General features: G+C 36.8%; 21 protein-coding genes. 11 read left to right on the forward strand and 10 right to left on the reverse strand.

What is annotated here, in order from left to right:
- Window positions 1–11: 11 nt before the first annotated feature.
- Window positions 12–974, reverse strand: a complete 963-nt coding sequence (locus AB1279_RS09140) for a tyrosine-type recombinase/integrase (protein WP_429758483.1) — start codon at window positions 972–974, stop codon at window positions 12–14.
- A 119-nt stretch (window positions 975–1,093) separates the two neighbouring features.
- Between AB1279_RS09140 and spoVK the strand changes: the two genes are divergently transcribed.
- Complete coding sequence (gene spoVK, locus AB1279_RS09145) at window positions 1,094–2,050, forward strand: stage V sporulation protein K (protein WP_429758484.1); 957 nt, start codon at window positions 1,094–1,096, stop codon at window positions 2,048–2,050.
- 126 nt (window positions 2,051–2,176) lie between these two features.
- On the opposite strand, the gene AB1279_RS09150 is transcribed toward spoVK, so the two are convergent.
- The 3 genes from AB1279_RS09150 to AB1279_RS09160 form a co-directional block, all read right to left on the reverse strand.
- A complete protein-coding gene (locus AB1279_RS09150; protein ID WP_255258187.1) occupies window positions 2,177–2,311 on the reverse strand; it encodes a hypothetical protein in 135 nt (44 codons plus the stop codon).
- 12 nt (window positions 2,312–2,323) lie between these two features.
- On the reverse strand, window positions 2,324–2,461 hold the full coding sequence (locus AB1279_RS09155; protein WP_429758485.1) for a hypothetical protein: 138 nt from the start codon (window positions 2,459–2,461) through the stop codon (window positions 2,324–2,326).
- Window positions 2,462–2,689: 228 nt separating this feature from the next.
- Complete coding sequence (locus AB1279_RS09160; protein ID WP_377884058.1) at window positions 2,690–3,322, reverse strand: trimeric intracellular cation channel family protein; 633 nt, start codon at window positions 3,320–3,322, stop codon at window positions 2,690–2,692.
- Between the two features lie 91 nt (window positions 3,323–3,413).
- On the opposite strand from AB1279_RS09160, the gene hflX reads away from it, so the two are divergent.
- From hflX to glnA, 4 genes are all read left to right on the forward strand, one after another.
- Window positions 3,414–4,691, forward strand: coding sequence for a GTPase HflX (gene hflX / locus AB1279_RS09165; RefSeq protein ID WP_429761329.1), 1,278 nt, complete (start codon window positions 3,414–3,416; stop codon window positions 4,689–4,691).
- Window positions 4,684–5,955 (forward strand): aminotransferase class I/II-fold pyridoxal phosphate-dependent enzyme, encoded by a 1,272-nt coding sequence (locus AB1279_RS09170; RefSeq protein ID WP_429748641.1) that lies wholly within the window; start codon window positions 4,684–4,686, stop codon window positions 5,953–5,955. Before hflX ends, AB1279_RS09170 begins: the two co-directional genes overlap by 8 nt.
- A 224-nt stretch (window positions 5,956–6,179) precedes the next feature.
- Window positions 6,180–6,521 carry a MerR family transcriptional regulator gene (locus AB1279_RS09175; RefSeq protein ID WP_098311113.1) on the forward strand — a complete coding sequence of 114 codons (342 nt, stop codon included), beginning with the start codon at window positions 6,180–6,182 and terminating at the stop codon, window positions 6,519–6,521.
- A 48-nt stretch (window positions 6,522–6,569) separates the two neighbouring features.
- Window positions 6,570–7,904, forward strand: coding sequence for a type I glutamate--ammonia ligase (gene glnA, locus AB1279_RS09180; protein ID WP_429758486.1), 1,335 nt, complete (start codon window positions 6,570–6,572; stop codon window positions 7,902–7,904).
- A gap of 349 nt (window positions 7,905–8,253) precedes the next feature.
- Here the strand turns inward: glnA and AB1279_RS09185 are convergent, their stop codons facing one another.
- A complete protein-coding gene (locus AB1279_RS09185; protein ID WP_429758487.1) occupies window positions 8,254–8,448 on the reverse strand; it encodes a hypothetical protein in 195 nt (64 codons plus the stop codon).
- A 569-nt stretch (window positions 8,449–9,017) separates the two neighbouring features.
- Here AB1279_RS09185 and AB1279_RS09190 point away from each other — a divergent pair.
- Complete coding sequence (locus AB1279_RS09190) at window positions 9,018–9,266, forward strand: hypothetical protein (RefSeq protein ID WP_429758488.1); 249 nt, start codon at window positions 9,018–9,020, stop codon at window positions 9,264–9,266.
- Between the two features lie 150 nt (window positions 9,267–9,416).
- Here AB1279_RS09190 and AB1279_RS09195 read toward each other — a convergent pair whose 3' ends face one another.
- Together AB1279_RS09195 and AB1279_RS09200 are read right to left on the reverse strand one after the other, a co-directional pair.
- Complete coding sequence (locus AB1279_RS09195; protein WP_429748647.1) at window positions 9,417–9,554, reverse strand: YjcZ family sporulation protein; 138 nt, start codon at window positions 9,552–9,554, stop codon at window positions 9,417–9,419.
- A 160-nt stretch (window positions 9,555–9,714) separates the two neighbouring features.
- Complete coding sequence (locus AB1279_RS09200) at window positions 9,715–10,560, reverse strand: peptidoglycan-N-acetylglucosamine deacetylase (protein WP_429758489.1); 846 nt, start codon at window positions 10,558–10,560, stop codon at window positions 9,715–9,717.
- A 285-nt stretch (window positions 10,561–10,845) separates the two neighbouring features.
- On the opposite strand from AB1279_RS09200, the gene AB1279_RS09205 reads away from it, so the two are divergent.
- From AB1279_RS09205 to AB1279_RS09215, 3 genes are read left to right on the forward strand one after another with little or no spacing between them, the layout of a single operon-like run.
- On the forward strand, window positions 10,846–11,157 hold the full coding sequence (locus AB1279_RS09205; protein ID WP_429748651.1) for a PadR family transcriptional regulator: 312 nt from the start codon (window positions 10,846–10,848) through the stop codon (window positions 11,155–11,157).
- Window positions 11,158–11,160: 3 nt separating this feature from the next.
- On the forward strand, window positions 11,161–11,706 hold the full coding sequence (locus AB1279_RS09210; RefSeq protein WP_429758490.1) for an HAAS signaling domain-containing protein: 546 nt from the start codon (window positions 11,161–11,163) through the stop codon (window positions 11,704–11,706).
- A gap of 5 nt (window positions 11,707–11,711) precedes the next feature.
- A complete protein-coding gene (locus AB1279_RS09215) occupies window positions 11,712–12,530 on the forward strand; it encodes a DUF4097 family beta strand repeat-containing protein (RefSeq protein WP_429758491.1) in 819 nt (272 codons plus the stop codon).
- Between the two features lie 47 nt (window positions 12,531–12,577).
- Here the strand turns inward: AB1279_RS09215 and AB1279_RS09220 are convergent.
- Window positions 12,578–13,926 (reverse strand): IS3 family transposase gene (locus AB1279_RS09220; protein WP_429758492.1). Its coding sequence is split into 2 segments (ribosomal slippage): window positions 12,578–13,470 and window positions 13,470–13,926, totalling 1,350 coding nucleotides; the frame shifts between segments, so codons are not numbered across the junction.
- A 70-nt stretch (window positions 13,927–13,996) separates the two neighbouring features.
- Window positions 13,997–14,617, reverse strand: a complete 621-nt coding sequence (lexA, locus tag AB1279_RS09225) for a transcriptional repressor LexA (RefSeq protein ID WP_429758493.1) — start codon at window positions 14,615–14,617, stop codon at window positions 13,997–13,999.
- Between the two features lie 141 nt (window positions 14,618–14,758).
- On the opposite strand from lexA, the gene AB1279_RS09230 reads away from it, so the two are divergent.
- Window positions 14,759–15,415 (forward strand): YneB family resolvase-like protein, encoded by a 657-nt coding sequence (locus tag AB1279_RS09230; protein WP_429748657.1) that lies wholly within the window; start codon window positions 14,759–14,761, stop codon window positions 15,413–15,415.
- A gap of 45 nt (window positions 15,416–15,460) precedes the next feature.
- Window positions 15,461–15,700, forward strand: a complete 240-nt coding sequence (locus AB1279_RS09235; RefSeq protein WP_377884109.1) for a DUF896 domain-containing protein — start codon at window positions 15,461–15,463, stop codon at window positions 15,698–15,700.
- Window positions 15,701–15,744: 44 nt separating this feature from the next.
- Here the strand turns inward: AB1279_RS09235 and AB1279_RS09240 are convergent, their stop codons facing one another.
- Window positions 15,745–17,328, reverse strand: coding sequence for a bifunctional metallophosphatase/5'-nucleotidase (locus AB1279_RS09240; protein WP_429758494.1), 1,584 nt, complete (start codon window positions 17,326–17,328; stop codon window positions 15,745–15,747).
- Window positions 17,329–17,380: the final 52 nt, after the last annotated feature.

Here is a 17,380-nt window from a genome sequence, read left to right on the forward strand (position 1 = left end):
AAAAACGCCTATTATGAGGCGTTTTCTTTTTGTTTTGCATAGTTATAATATCTTTTTAATGAAATCTTTGATTTAAAACCAATTCGTTTTATAATTTCTTGTTCTGGAACATGGTTTTGGATGAGGCGTAAAATAAATGTATTTCTTAAATGTTGACCAGAAATTCCTTTTCGCAGCCCGGCGCGTGCAACTTCAAGCCGAATCATTTTTTGTACAGCGATTTCCGTTAATGCTTTTGGGGCGTCATTTTCGTATACCCAGCGAAATGTATTTCGGTTAAAATCAAAAGCAATAAATAATGGATCTGTGCTATGGTATCTTGGACGTACGGGTTCGGGAATTTTCTTGTAGTAATGATATAGCTTTTTTTTATCTTCTTCTGTTAATGTAATAATTCGTTCTATTCCAGATACAGCGGGAATAGATAATGTATTATTTTCAAAATGAACGTGGTGCATATTTAGTGAAACGAGCTCTTGTAACGATAAACCGTAATCAAGCAAAATCATAATAATGCATACGTTTCGATCCATGAGTAACGGACGTACAGGACGTTGTTTGTCTGAAAGTCCTTCTAAAGAAGTTAAAATGTGTTTTAAACGCTGTTCCTCTCGTGTTGAAATGAAGTCTTCATCTCGCAATGCTCGATCTGGCTGTATAACAAGTTCCATATCTTTTAGTGGGCTAGGTAGGTTTAAAAAATAATATAGTCGATTTAACACAATAAAAACACGGTGCATTGTTTTTTCGGAGTAATGACGCTTCATTTTTAAGTCTGAAAAATAATCTTCATAGTCTTTTGTACAAAGAGTCCGCCATATATTATTAGAAGAAATTTTTTTGTTCTTTTGTAACCAATGAACAAAATCTTCAATGTCATAGACGTATCGCTTAATAGTTGAAGGCTTCCGTCCCTTGTTGATTAAATACGCAGAGAAAGCTTGTACTGTATCATCAAGTTCTTTTGTTGTCATAATCCCACCACCCTAGTTTTCTTACATTATACCAAAAATTTTCAGAAAAGGTTTATTTCTTGGGAAAGCGCAAATTTTGACAATAATCGTCAATGGAATGATAAAGGTGAGGTGATTGTATGGAACAGTCGATGCGAAAGAAGAATAATAATCAAATTAACATTGTGCTAAATCACCGAAAGAAAATTTCTGCTTCTTCGCCAGAACAAAAGCCAAATCTTTCAAGTGAAACTGTTACAAAACATGAAATGTTGCAACGGATTGAAGAAGAAATGAGCAAGCTTGTTGGGATGCAGGAAATTAAAAAAATTATAAAGGAAATTTATGCATGGATTTATGTAAATAAAAAACGGCAAGAAATGGGGTTAAAATCAGAGAAGCAAGTCCTCCATATGTTGTTTAAAGGTAACCCAGGAACAGGGAAAACAACTGTTGCTAGAATGATTGGGAAATTATTGTTTGAAATGAATGTTCTATCGAAAGGGCATTTAGTTGAAGCGGAACGAGCGGACTTAGTTGGCGAATATATTGGGCATACTGCACAGAAAACACGTGATCTTATTCGGAAAGCAATGGGGGGGATTTTGTTTATTGATGAAGCCTATTCGCTTGCGCGCGGCGGCGAAAAAGATTTTGGAAAAGAAGCGATTGATACGCTTGTTAAACATATGGAAGATAAGCAGCACGCTTTTGTGCTTATTTTAGCAGGGTACTCACGTGAGATGAACCATTTTCTGTCACTAAATCCAGGGCTACAATCTCGCTTTCCTTTCATTATTGAGTTTTCTGATTACACGGTCAATCAATTATTAGAAATCGGAAAACGTATGTATGATGAACGGGAGTATCAATTATCAAAAGAGGCGGAGTGGAATCTTCGTGAGCATTTAAATGCGGTAAAATATTCATCGCAGATTACTTCTTTTAGTAACGGACGTTATGTTCGTAATATTGTGGAAAAATCCATTCGTACACAAGCGATGAGATTACTTCAGGAAGAAGCGTATGATAAATACGATTTACTTACAATTTCAAGTAGTGATTTAACGCTTGAAGAAGAAGTGCATGGTTTATAAAGTGAAGCTTCCATCGGTGGGGGCTTTATCCCCGCTGATGGAAAGCTCTCACCAATCGGGCTTTTACTGCCCGTTAATGCGGGATAAATTGTTTAAAATAAAGCCCGAAGCGTTACGCTTTGTGCTTTATTTTGTATTCTTTGTTTTTGCGCGTTGTTCTAATTTACTTTTTGGACTTTGATCTGCTACATCTGATGCGATTCCTTGTGGATTAACGCTACTGTGTTGTCCTCGATTGCTTTTGTTGTTTCCTTTTGCCATCCAATATCACTCCTAATCTTCTTTGACTTTTCGTTGGTACGCTCTATGATATTTCCCCATTTTTTTACTTTTTTCGTGAGCGGAATTTAAATCATGTCCAAATTGATCTACGGAGCTTCTTTGTGCACCTTTATTTACATGTTTTGTCACTTATCTCACCTCTCTTTAAGAAATAGTATTTACGGATAAGTACAAAAAACATGCAATAAAGTACAACTTCTATTAGTGGTATTTTTTTGTCTTTATGGATGGTCAGCGCTATTAATTAAGATTTCACATATGGTTAGGACGGAGTAAAATAGAAAAACCCTTTACAGAAGTAAAGGATTGATCTGTTATTTATGCCGTTATTCGTTGATAGTAAGACTACTTCGCTGATTAAAGTTTCGCTTTATCACTGAAATGTTCTATCTTTTCTGCACTACGATGTGGTAGATGCCATTTGTAATGAATAGAAATCATACGGAAACATACGATAAGAACGAATAAAACATAGAATGCCCAGTCGCTTGTAACAATTTTAGCTCCAATTAAAAATCCAGCTAAAATCGTCCAAAATGCATAAACTTCAGCTCGTAGTACGAGTGGTTTACGACGTGCCAATAAATCACGAATAATACCGCCGCCAATTCCTGTTAGTACAGCTGCGACAATGGTTGCGCTAATTGGTAGATTTAGTTTTTTCGCATATAATGCACCTTGAATTGCAAAAGCAGATAAACCGATTGCATCGGTAATATTTTCCCAGCGTTTCCAATGTTTGATGAGTTTGTTTGGGAATAAAAATATAATAGTCATTGATAAGATTGCGATTTCAAATAACATATCTTGTTTCCAAAACGCATCAATTGGATAGCCGATCAATAAATTACGCAGTGCTCCTCCCCCGAATGCGGTTGCCATTCCTAAAATATAAACCCCGAAAATATCGTATTCTTCTTCCATTGCGATGATTGCTCCGCTTAAAGCGAATGCAATTGTACCAATGATGCTAAATAAATCCCATGCCATGAAATTCTCCCTCACTAACTAGATGAAATGTTCTTACTCTGCTATTATATTAGAAGGTTTAATTTTCGAAAAGGATGAGTGAGTATATTTGATAGAAGAAAAAGAAAAAGTGATACTAGTTGGCTGTCAATTGCCGCAAGATGATAATGAACGTTTCGAACAATCGATGGAAGAATTAGCATCATTAGCGAAAACAGCACAAGCAGAAGTGTTGGTTTCAACGATGCAAAAGCGTTCTAAGTTTCATCCGGCAACGTATGTTGGGAAGGGAAAGTTAGAAGAACTTTCTCTACTTGCAGAAGAACTAGAACCAGATGTTATCATTTTTAATAATGAATTAACACCAAGTCAAATTCGAAATTTATCAGCACAGTTAGACGCGAGAGTCATTGATCGTACACAGCTTATATTAGATATTTTTGCTCAGCGCGCGAAGTCAAGAGAAGGTAAATTACAGGTGGAACTTGCGCAGCTCCAATATGCGTTGCCTCGTCTTGTGGGACAAGGACAAGCTTTATCTCGCCTTGGCGGTGGGATTGGTACAAGAGGTCCAGGGGAAACGAAGTTAGAAACAGATCGTCGTCATATTCGCTCTCGTATCGATGAGATTAAAAGGCAGCTTTCTGGTGTGGTAGAGCACCGTAAGAGATATCGTGAACGTCGTAAAGAAAATCAGGTTTTTCAAGTTTCTTTAGTTGGATACACAAATGCTGGGAAATCTACGTTATTTAACAGGTTAACGGCTGCTGATACATTTGAGGAAGATTTACTGTTCGCCACACTTGATCCGACGACGCGTAAAATGCAGTTGCCGTGTGGGTATACAGTGTTATTAACAGATACAGTTGGATTTATTCAAGATTTACCGACATCGTTAGTCGCGGCGTTTCGTTCCACGTTAGAAGAAGTAAACGAAGCGGATGTTATTTTGCATGTTATCGATTCAGCTGATCCAAATTACATTGGGCATGAGGAGACAGTGAAAAAATTACTGCAAGATCTTGAGTTTGACCAAATTCCGATGATTACAGTGTACAATAAAAAAGATAAGTTACATCCGAACTTCATCCCATTCCCAAACAATGATTTTATTATGACGAGTGCTTTTGATGCGGCGGATTTAGAGAAATTAAAAAAAGTTGTAGAAATAGAAATGATGAAGCGGATGGATTCATATGAATTAATGATTCCGGTAAGCGAAGGTAGATTGTTGACGCTTTTAAGAACAGAAACAGTATTAACAGAAATGGCGTTTCAGGAAGAGAAGCAAGCATACGAATGTACAGGGTATATTTTTGCTCATTCTCCGCTAAACGGACAAATCAATAGATATTCAGCAAGAAAAGGAGAAGAGAAAGAAGATGTTTAATCGATTGAAGAATGGGGAAAAGATTGCTCCAATTGTAAAAGAAGTTGAAATGCAAATTACAAACATACATAAACGTATTGATGAAGTAATTGAAAGTAATCAATTTCGTGTGTTAGAAAGTTTTCGTAGTCATAAAATTAGTGATTCACACTTTATTCCGACAACAGGATACGGCTATGATGATATCGGTCGTGATACGTTAGAAAAAGTGTATGCTGATGTGTTTGGAGCAGAAGCAGGTCTTGTACGGCCGCAGATTATTTCTGGAACTCATGCAATTTCTACAGCGTTATTTGGAATTTTACGCCCTGGTGACGAATTGTTATATATAACCGGGAAGCCGTATGATACGTTAGAAGAAATCGTTGGTGTTCGCGGGAAAGGTGTTGGCTCATTTAAAGAGTATAACATCGGTTACCAGGCGGTTGCTTTAACGGAAGAGGGACGTGTCGATTTTACTGCAGTGCAAGCGGCGATTCATGAAAATACAAAAATGATTGGTATTCAACGTTCGAAGGGATACGCAACTCGTCCATCATTTACAATTGCTGAAATTAAAGAAATGATTGCATTTGTAAAAGAAATTAAGCATGATGTTGTTGTGTTCGTAGACAACTGTTACGGAGAATTTGTAGAAGAGCTTGAACCATGTCATGTCGGTGCAGATTTGATGGCGGGTTCACTTATAAAAAATCCAGGTGGCGGCATCGTGAAAACTGGCGGTTACATTGTTGGGAAAGAGCAATATGTAGAAGCGTGTGCATATCGTTTAACATCTCCAGGTATCGGAGCAGAAGCTGGTGCATCTTTATATAGTTTGCAAGAGATGTATCAAGGGTTTTTCTTAGCGCCTCATGTTGCTGGTCAAGCGTTAAAAGGTGCAATCTTTACAGCAGCCTTTTTAGAAAAGCTTGGTATGAATACATCGCCAACTTGGAATGCACCGCGAACAGATTTAATACAATCTGTTCAATTTGATGATAAAGAACGCATGATTGCATTTTGCCAAGCGATTCAATATGCATCACCAATTAATTCGCATTTTACGCCGTATCCGAATTATATGCCAGGATATGAGGATGATGTGATTATGGCTGCAGGTACATTTATTCAAGGTGCGAGTATTGAATTATCAGCAGATGGACCGATTCGTCCGCCTTATGTTGCGTATGTGCAGGGTGGCTTAACATATTCGCATGTGAAGATTGCGATTTGTTCTGCTATTGATGCGCTTATTGAAAAAAATCTATTAGTAATTTCTTAAATGAAAGCTGCCAATTTTGGTAGCTTTTTTTGTATATAAGTAGGTAATTGAGATATTTTAATTAAGAGTGAAAAAAATTTTTAAAAAATCATGTAAGAAAAGCTAACATCTGTTGACACAATACATAACATGATATAAAATGAGAATCAAGTTAAGGCGAAGGAGGAACTGAAGTGACACAACAAGATCGACGTTCTGCCCCGCTGTTTCCGATAAGTATAGTTATGGATTTAACACAGTTATCTGCGCGTCAAATTCGTTACTATGAAGAACATAAATTGATTTCCCCAACCCGTACAAAAGGAAATCGTAGATTATTTTCATTTAACGACGTAGATAAATTGTTAGAAATTAAAGATTTGTTAGATCAAGGTTTAAACATGGCTGGTATTAAGCAAGTACTACAAATGAAGGAAAATCAATCAGAAGTAATACAAGTAAGAGAAGAAGTGAAAGAAATTTCGAAATCTGAGCTTCGTAAAATTCTTCGAGATGAACTGCAACATACAGGCAGATTTAATCGAACGTCTTTACGACAAGGTGATATTTCAAGGTTTTTTCATTAATGATTGATAATTTTGAACATGTTTAGAGGGACTAAGGAGGAATTTAAAATGGCAAAGTACACAAAAGAAGATATTTTCCGCTTGGCGAAAGAAGAGAATGTAAAGTATATCCGTCTACAATTTACGGATCTTTTAGGAAGTATTAAAAACGTAGAAATTCCAGTTAGTCAGTTAACAAAAGCTCTAGATAACAAAATGATGTTTGACGGATCTTCTATTGAAGGATTTGTTCGTATTGAAGAATCTGACATGTACTTATATCCAGACCTAGATACATGGGTAGTATTCCCGTGGACTGCTGAAAAAGGAAAAGTAGCGCGACTAATTTGTGACATTTACAATGCAGACGGCACGCCGTTTGATGGTGATCCACGTAACAACTTAAAACGTATGTTAAAAGAAATGGAAGAATTAGGATTTAGTGATTTCAATCTTGGACCAGAACCAGAATTCTTCTTATTCAAAGTTGATGAAAAAGGAAATCCAACATTAGAATTAAATGATAACGGTGGATACTTTGACCTTGCTCCGATGGATTTAGGAGAAAACTGCCGTCGTGATATCGTTCTTGAACTTGAAGAAATGGGCTTTGAAATCGAAGCATCTCACCATGAAGTTGCACCAGGACAACACGAAATTGACTTCAAATATGCAAGTGCAATTAAAGCGTGTGACGACATCCAAACATTTAAACTTGTTGTAAAAACAATTGCGCGTAAACACGGTCTGCACGCAACATTCATGCCAAAACCACTATTTGGTGTAAACGGCTCTGGTATGCACTGTAACTTATCACTATTCAAAGGTAGTGAGAACGTATTCTATGATCAAAACGGTGATTTACAATTAAGCGACGATGCTCGCCACTTCATCGCAGGTATTTTGAAACACGCATCAAGCTTTACAGCGGTAACAAACCCAACTGTAAACTCTTATAAACGTTTAGTACCTGGATATGAAGCACCTTGTTACGTAGCATGGTCTGCGCAAAACCGTAGTCCATTAATCCGTATCCCTGCATCTCGCGGTGTAAGTACACGTGTAGAAGTACGTAGCGTTGACCCAGCTGCAAACCCATACTTAGCAATGGCTGTATTATTAGCAGCAGGTCTTGACGGAATTAAAAATAAACTAGCGGTACCACCTGCAGTAGATCGCAATATTTATGTAATGACACCAGAAGAACGTGAACAAGCAGGTATCATTGACTTACCAGCTACATTAGCACAAGCATTAAATGAATTAAAATCAAATGAAATCATTTGCGGTGCATTAGGTGAACATTTACTTGAGCATTTCATCGAAGCAAAAGAAATTGAGTGGGATATGTTCCGCACACAAGTTCACCAATGGGAACGCGATCAATATATGACTCTTTACTAAGAGTGAGAGGCCTTGATACTACTGGTATCGGGGTCTTTTTCTTTTTGTGTATTAAACACCTTTTAATATGATAAAGCTCATCTACCCACAATTCACCCACAAAAATAAACTTCATTCCCAAATGTCATTTATGTATGCTTCAAATTCAGTGATAGATCTTCTATCAATGTTATCGCTAATATGGGAATAGACATTTGATATTAGCGAACTGTTTGAAATACAAAAGAATTTGGACAAGCGTATGAATACGAGTGATTTATAACAAAATCCTTATTTGAATAGAAGGTGACAGCTGAAATGTTCAGTAGATATACTTTAACATTTCAGCTAGTACTAAGCGTTATAGGGTTTAGAAGCCAATTTTTTTAAACCTCATCCAATATGTTATTCCAAGGACAGTTTGTGCAATTAGGAATAGTGAACCAGTAAATAATTTGAGGTTATGATCTAGTGCACCTAATATTGCCATAACTAATCCTGTTAAGATGAAAATCAAACTTAGGAAAGGTGTAAATTTCATTAATATCTTAAGTCTTTTATTCATACGTCAACCTCCTATTTTCAATGTATTTTAACTGTTAAATACATTTTACTATATTATACTTTTGAAATGTAAATGGGAGCAAAGGATTAGCAGTTATAAAAATAAACAAAAACGCTATTTTAGTAGTAAGGAGGAATAAACAGATTGTTAGTACATGAAAGAAGCTATGATAATGATCGGTGTGATTTAGGTGCAGCAATTGAACATTTTTATGATAGTTTTCCGGAAGAATGGGTTTGTAAAGCGTACAAAGTTGGTTAATAAAAACTTTATTCTAATATAAAACAAGCCCTGACTGGATGAGGGGGCGTCAGGGCTTGCGGGGTTTTTGAACAAGGATTATTAATTGGTTTATGTAATGATTTTAACATATACATTAATACAACTGTGTATGTTAAATTTTACGATATCGTGAACAAAAATTTCATTTTTTAGCAAAGGAAACCCCGCTTATCAACGGGGCTTCTAAAGGTATTTTGTCAAGTAACGACGTACTAGACTAAATTACCATAACATGAATTTTATAGAAAAAATATTGGTAAATGTGTCCAATTGGAAAGGGGATGGATATGAAATTTACGAAACATGAAACACAAGAGCAATTTGAACAGTTACAAAAGGGAGATGTTGTAATTGTCAAATGGAGAGAAGGAGTAAAGCAATTTAAGGAATTAGGTGAAATTACTCATCACAATGTTTGTGAAATTAACAGATTGAATGAGTTGATATTGAATAAGCGTAGAAACGACTTTTTTTCAATTAGGCATTATTTAAAATACACTTCATACGCAGAAGAAGTTTATGTAGTAACCCAATAAAAACAAAAGAGCAGCTAGCAAAAGCTAACTGCTTATCCTTGAAGAGGAAAGATGGCTACAAGATGTGATTTCATGGAGGTAGCCTGTTTGTAGTATGTACAGGGAAGTATTGATTCACTAAGAAAAGACACTCAAATTGAGTGCCTTCTCTTAGCAGCATCCGTAGCCGTATCCACCACCATATCCGCCGCCCCAACAAGCGCAACCGATTATGATTAATAAGATAAATAACACAATTATTAAGGCGAATCCGCCACGGAAGCCTCCACGACCACCATCAAAACCCATATTATATTCCTCCTTTTGATGAGGAAACAAACAATGAGAGCAAAAGTTGTAAATTTCACGGCGAATTTACATTACATTATGTGGTGTGAAGTTAAAAAGTGCGTGTATGTTGTCAATAAAAAATCGGCTTTTTAAACAAAATACTCCTTTTATAGAAATGTTATTTCCTCTGTTTTGAAGTATTAAACATTTTTGGAAGAGTCACAAAGCGTGCACCTTTAGATGTAAGGTCAGGAATAAATTGATCAAGGGCGTTTACAGAACCTTGCAGTTTCCCACCTGGTGCAGCGTGTTGCAAGACAATACTTCCAGGGAAAGTATTTCCTAATACTTTGTTAGTAACTTCCACGGTGTTTAAGCCTTTCCAATCTAACGTATCCACACTCCATTGAATGATCATAAAGTTTTGTTCAGTAGCCCACTTAACTTGATTTTCATTTATAATGCCATAAGGCGGACGGATGAATTTAGGGGAGTAGCCGGTTAGCTTTTGTAGTATTTTTTCTGTTTTTAAAATCTGTTCATGATATTGCGCATCACTTATTTTTATTAAATTAGGATGATTATAAGTATGATTCCCCACAATGTGTCCCTCATTAACAATTCGTTTTACAACTTCAGGATATCTTTCGGCATTTTCACCTAGCAAAAAAAATGTAGCTTTTACATCATGTTTTTTTAACTTATCTAATACTTGTGGAGTATATATGAGATCGGGACCGTCATCAAATGTGAGAGCGACTTCGGCTTTATTATAAGGTCCTGCAAAAGCGTATGCGTATTTTTCAACCCAAGGAAAAGGAGTCCATGATCCTCTCGTTGCTTCTTCCTTGGATTGAATCTGAAAAGGAAACGGGGCTTGTGATGAAACAGGAACTGATTTCATATAATCTAAAGGATAAAATGGATTCTGAATTGATGAATATGAAACCATTGAAGGAAGAAAGCAAGGGTAGGGATTGCTTTGATTGGGAAATACGACTTTGGGTGGATGAAAAGAATACATGATTGAGATACCTCCTTAGGAAAGATAGAAATCCCTTTAAAATTTTTATATGCCAACGATTACAGTTTGGTTATGGAGGAACAAGTGTGAGTAGTTTGTTTATCACCCGTATTAATGGGTGATAAGATCTATATTTCAATCAGGCGGGAGAGATAAAAATTACATAATTTTCATTTTGTTTATAAAAATGGCAATGGTACCTTGTAATATTCAGTACTGAATGGTATATTATGGTTAATAAAGTACCTTGCATTAAATAGTACTGAATGGGAAGGAGGATTGCCTTTGAATGTTCAATTTAAAAAAGGTGTATTGGAGCTTTGTGTTCTTGCGCTTGTAAGGAAACGAGATTGCTATGGCTATGAATTAGTTCAGCAAATTTCAAATAAGTTTTTAATATCAGAAGGATCAGTGTACCCATTGTTACGTCGGTTAACGAATGAAGGGTACTTTCAGACATATTTAAAGGAATCATCGGAAGGACCTCCGCGGAAATATTATCAGTTAACAAATCAAGGTGCAGAGCAACTCTATGCGCTTATGACAGAATGGCGTGATTTTGCAAGGGGAGTACAAGAAATTATTGAAGAGGTGTAGCAAATGACTAAAGAACAATTTCTTCATGAATTATCAGAACACCTTAGAAGGCTGCCAGAAGAAGAACGAAACGATATTTTATATGATTACGAGGAACATTTTCAATTTGGAATAGAAGAAGGGAAAACAGAAACGGAAATTATAAAAGCACTTGGTTCACCTAAAACAATCGCTAAGGAGACGTTAGCGTCCCATCGTTTAGAGCAGGTGAAGCATAATCCAACTTTTTCGAATGTAACAAGAGCGATTGTAGCAATCATTGGACTTAGCTTTCTAAACTTGGTTATTATGTTAGCTCCGTTATTAACGATTGGAAGTCTTATTTTCGCACTTTGGATGGTTAGTACTGTATTTGTTTTATCACCTTTACTTTTGCTAACAAAAATTATTTTTGCTCAAATTTTTATTTTATCTGATGTATTTGCTTCTATTATACTCTTCGGTATTGGTTTACTTTTAGGGATTGGTGCGTATTATTGTACAATTTGGTTTAAAACGCTTTTTGTCAAATACGCCAATTGGAATTTGAAAGTAATTAAAGGGGAGTAGATGAGATGAGGAAAATTGTATTCATAGCATTTGTTTGTATTGCGATTGGAGGAATCGGGTTATTTTTTACAGGATCAGCCTTTTTTATGAAATCTGTGACTGGGTCAGCAGAAGCAAAGGAATTGGAACAGAAACAATTTAAAAATGAGCAAATTAAAAACATCCATGTTGACAGAGATGTAGGAGATGTTGTGATTGAAAAAGGAAAAACTGATTCATTTGAAGTTCGGTATAGCGGTGATCAGGAAAAACGAAAGTTAGACATAAATGAGAACGGCGAAACGCTGCAAGTAGAAGTGAAAACAAAAACGAAACATATATTTGACTTTTCTTTTTCACCATTTAGTTTTAAAAATGAAAGCTTAACAGTTATCGTACCTGAACGCGTATACAATAAAATTGAATTAGAGACAGGAGCAGGAAAGATCCAAGTACAAGATATTCAAAGTGAAGATATATCTGCACATACAGCAGCAGGGAATGTGGAAATGGAGCAAATGAAAGCGCAGAAGATAAAAGCTTCATCTAGTGCGGGAAAGATTGTTCTTCATAAAGTAGAGGGGAAAGTGCGTGCAGAGACGGCAGCAGGAAGAATAGAAGTAACGCAGCACAACCCGCAATATAGTATTGATGCGGAGTCAGCAGCAGGAGATGTCGATATTCAACTTCTGGAAGTACCGAAAGATGCCGTTGTAAAAGGTTCTTCTCATGCAGGAAATGTAAAGATTTTCGGGAAAGAAAATAAAGAAGTTACTTTAGGGAACGGAAATGTACAGATTAGCGGGGAAACAGCAGCAGGATCTGTAAAAATCGAGGCGGATTAAAAACAGACCAGCTAAGTGAACTGAACCCAAAAAGTTAGACACGGGTGTTAGGCAGCTCTCTGGGCATGAGTCCGGTATTGAACCGGACTCATGCCTTTTAATTTTACCTTAATCCGTTTGTGGTTGTAATAATCAATATAGTCCTCTAATTCTTTCCTAAAATGCCCCATACTTTCAAACTCTTTGAGATATAGTAACTCACTCTTTAATAAGCCGAAGAAATTCTCCATGACTGTATTATCTAGACAATTGCCCTTACGAGACATACTTTGTACAATACCTTGTTCCTTTAACACGTGCTGGTATGATTTCATCTGGTAATGCCAGCCCTGATCGGAGTGAAGAATAGGAGAATCTCCATCTTGTAACTGTTCAAGAGCACGATCCAACATCTTTGATACAAGGGGGTACACAGGACGTGCTTCCAAGTTATACGCAATAATCTCGCCGTTGTAGAGGTCGAGAATTAGTGACAAATATAGCTTTTCACCGTGTAAATGGAATTCTGTTACATCTGTAACCCACTTCTCATTCGGCTTTGTCGCATGGAAATCACGCTCTAACAGGTTAGGTGCGATCCTGCCCACATTCCCTCGATATGAGCGGTATTTCTTCATACGGACAAGACAGCGTAAGCCCATCTCGTTCATAAGGCGACGAACTGTCTTATGGTTATATGCATATCCTTGATTGCGTAATTCCAAGGTGATGCGTCGATAGCCATAACGACCTTGGTGCTCCTCGAAAATCCGTTGAATCACTTCTTTCACCTGACTGTACTTATCATGTCGCCTCATTTGTTTTATCCAGTAGTAATACGTACTACGTGGAATGCCAGCGATCTTTACCAAGTCAATGACTTTCCATTCATGCCTTAACTCATAAATCACTTGCGCTTTGTCTTGTTCTGTAACTTTTCCTTTTCTTGAATTAAGGCATGTAACTTTTTTAAATACGCATTCTCCATACGTAAACGCTCATTTTCCACTCGTAACGCTTCTTCTGATCCTTGTACTGGTTGAGTCTTCTGTGGCTTTTTATTCATGGTTGGACGCCCCTTTGCCTTTAGTTGTAGAGCGTCAATCCCTTGTGTATCCACGAGATATTTCCACTGCCAGACTGTTCGAGCAGAAGGAACACCAAATGTCGTAGCTGCTTCTAAATAGGACGCTCCCGTATCGTTCATATACTTGATTACGTCCATTTTAAAATGAATATCATAGTTTGTATAGGTTGAAAGCAATCCCTCTGTACCATGTTTTCGGTAGTGTGCAACCCAACTCTTGAGTGGGCTAAGACTTACATGAAACCGATTCACGACGGTTTGAAGAGATTCTGATCCCTCTAAATATGCTAGAACGGCCTGTAATTTTAATTCAAAAGAATATTTAGTCATAGAAAAACTGCACCTCCAATTGTTAGTTGTGTCTAACAATTGGGGTGCAGTTCACTAAGCTGGTCTGTTTTTAATGTAAATGACGATAGACACCAATTACTTTTCCAATAACAGAAACGTTATCTAAAATAATAGGCTCTAAAGAAGAGTTTTCTGGCTGCAAACGGAAGTGATCCTTTTCTTTGTAAAAACGTTTTACCGTAGCTTCGTTATCTTCTGTTAAAGCGACAACGATCTCACCATTGTAAGCAGATTGCTGTTGGCGAACAACAACTAAGTCTCCATCAAAAATACCAGCTTCAATCATACTGTCTCCAGAAATGCGTAACATAAATACTTGATCTGAGCCTGAAACGAGGTTTGCCGGAAGTGGGAAATGTTCTTCTACACTTTCAACTGCTGTAATTGGTGAACCAGCTGTAACTTTTCCGACAATCGGTACATGAACGACTGGTTGTGTATCCGTTTCGATGCTAGCGTCTCCTAAAATTTCAATAGCTCTCGGTTTTGTTGGATCGCGGCGAATGTATCCTTTTTCCTCTAAGCGAGATAAATGTCCGTGCACAGTAGAGCTAGAAGCAAGACCGACTGCTTGACCGATTTCACGTACGGAAGGCGGATAACCTTTTTCTTGTACTTTTTGTTTAATGAAGTCGAGAATGTCTTGCTGTCGTTTCGTTAACTTCTCCATGTTTTTCACACCTCGTTTTCTTTAAATTTTCTTACTTGTATTATAACATGCGAAAAAATATTCTACAAACATAAGTTCGAACAAATGCTTAGTTTGTGATACACTATGATGTGAAAAGTGAGATAGAGAAGAGGGTATGAAATGAATGCGATTATTTATGCACGTGTGAGCACGACGAAAGAAGCGCAGGAAACATCATTAGCACGCCAAAAGGATGAATTATTGCATTTAGCTAAACAGTATCAAATGAATATTGTAAGAGTAGTAGAAGAGAAAGCAAGTGGGTATAGTATAGAACGAGATGGTATTTTAGAAGTGTTAGATACTATTCGCGATGAATATGTTGATGTGCTTCTCATTCAAGATGAAACACGTCTTGGGAGAGGGAATGCGAAAATTGCCTTAATGCATTGTTTACATAAAGAAGGAGTAAAAGTATATACCCATGCGCATAATGGTGAATTACAGCTTTCTGACTCAGATTCAATGGTACTTGATATTATTGGTATCGTAGAAGAATACCAGAGAAAGATTCATAATTTAAAGATTAAACGTGGAATGAAGCGAGCCGTAGAGAATGGATTTCGTCCAGAGAAAAATTTAAAGAATCGTCATTTAAGTACCGGTCGGGAGAAAAAAGAAGTGCCTATTGAAGAGATTGTTCGTCTGCGCCGCAATGAATTGACATTTGAAGAAATTGCGGCAACGCTCCGTGGTTTTGGTCATGAAGTATCAAAAGCGACTGTACATCGCCGGTATGTAGAGTACACGAAGCAATTGCTTGATAAACAAGAGTAACTATTGTATGATAATAATCAGTTTTTAGTAGAAAGGGGATTCGAGATGCTAAGTCACGAACTCATTGAACGCATTAATTTCTTAGCGAAAAAAGCAAAAACAGAAGGTTTAACTGAAGAAGAGCAACGTGAGCGTCAATCGCTCCGTGAACAATATTTAAAAGGGTTTCGCCAAAATATGTTAAACGAATTGAAAGCAATCAAAGTCGTTAACGAAGAGGGCAAAGATGTAACACCGAAGAAATTAAAAGAATTAAAAAAGCAAGATCGTGCAAAGTTAAATTAAAAAGATGGGCGTCGCCCATCTTTTTTGAGTTTGATAAAAAATTGTTATTTGATCACTTTCCAATTATAATTAGTCGTCGCTTCGATCGTTTTTCGTTCTAATATGTAATTCGCAATGAGCTCAGACATATCAATTGGTATATCTTTTATAATAGGCTTATTTTGATACATGAAATAATTTCCGCCACCACTTGCACGATAATTATTCATGACCACATCGTATTCTTGATGAAATTGAATCGGAGATCCCTCATATTGTAAGGAAACAACCCTTTCCCCAACTGGTTTTGAAATGTTTAGTATGTATGAAATTCCTTCCCACATATCGTAATTATAATGCTGTGGTTTTGGTTCGATATATGCAGGGTTTACAATGATATTTCCATCTGTATCTAATGAGAAATATTCAGCAGATAGTTCAAGGGCCTCTTTTATATCTTTTCCTGTAACACGAACGACCTTTAACGTATTGGGATAAATATAATTCGAAACAATATCTCTCATTGTAATGTGGTTTGGAAAGCCGGAAGATTCATTATGAAACAGGCTTGTACAAGAAATTGTAACTCCAGCTACGTCCATTTGTACTTTATTGATAAATTCGATAAAGGCAGAATCTTGTAAACGCGTTTGCATCGCATCGTGAACTAGCATATCCCCGGTAATGGTACCGATTGGCCTGTCTAACCATTGTTGCGTTTGTTTTTCATAGGTAGATACGAGTGAAAGTACTGTTTCATCTGCGGGAATGCCTGCAGCGGACAACAATTCTGAATTACACTCTTTTACAATCCATTGATTTTGTTTTTGCTGTAAGGTGACATGGACTTTTCCTAATGATTGTCCATTAGATCCAGTTTGTAAAACAGTTACTCCATTTATTTTCGTATGAGCAATATAGCGATGTTGATGCCCGGTTAATAATATATCGATTCCTTCAATTTCCTGACACATGGCATATCCTTGATTTTCCCCTGTTAACATTTCCGTTGGTTCTCCCGTTTGTAAATCACGTTCAAAACCGCCGTGATAGGATACGATCAGTAGATGTGGTTGTTCCTGTTCACGAATATAGGTAACCCATTGCTTCGTTGTTTCCATTGCGTCTTCAAATATTAAATCTTCAATATGATGTGGTTGTTCCCAGTTTGGGATGTAATGCGTTGTTACGCCTAGAATAGCAATTTTTAGATTGGGATGGATATGTTGGATGATATATGGCTTTCCAAAATAAGGATTCATTGTGCGCCGATTCAAAATATTGGCAGCTAAATAGGGCATATGTGCATTTTCAACAGCTTTATTTAATACATCCATTCCGTAGTTAAATTCGTGATTGCCGATAATTGCTGCGTCATAACCGATATGATTTGCGATGATGGCCATTGGGTTCTTTTCTTGTTGCATATATTTGCTGTAGTAGTAAGTGAACGGAGTACCTTGTATAAAATCTCCGTTATCAATTACGATGACATGATCATTTTGGGTGCGCTCTTGTGCAATCCGTGTTGCGAGTTTTGCAAGCCCGAAGTCTGCTTTTTCGTTATTTCCATAGTGAATAGGATAAACCGTACCATGTACATCACTTGTTAGCAAAATATTTATATTTACGACATTATTTGGATTCAATAGTATCAACCTTCTTTATTATTATCTTATGATAAATCATAACAAATAATCT

This window comes from Bacillus sp. S14(2024) (assembly GCF_050473785.1).
Taxonomy (GTDB): domain Bacteria; phylum Bacillota; class Bacilli; order Bacillales; family Bacillaceae_G; genus Bacillus_A; species Bacillus_A yunxiaonensis.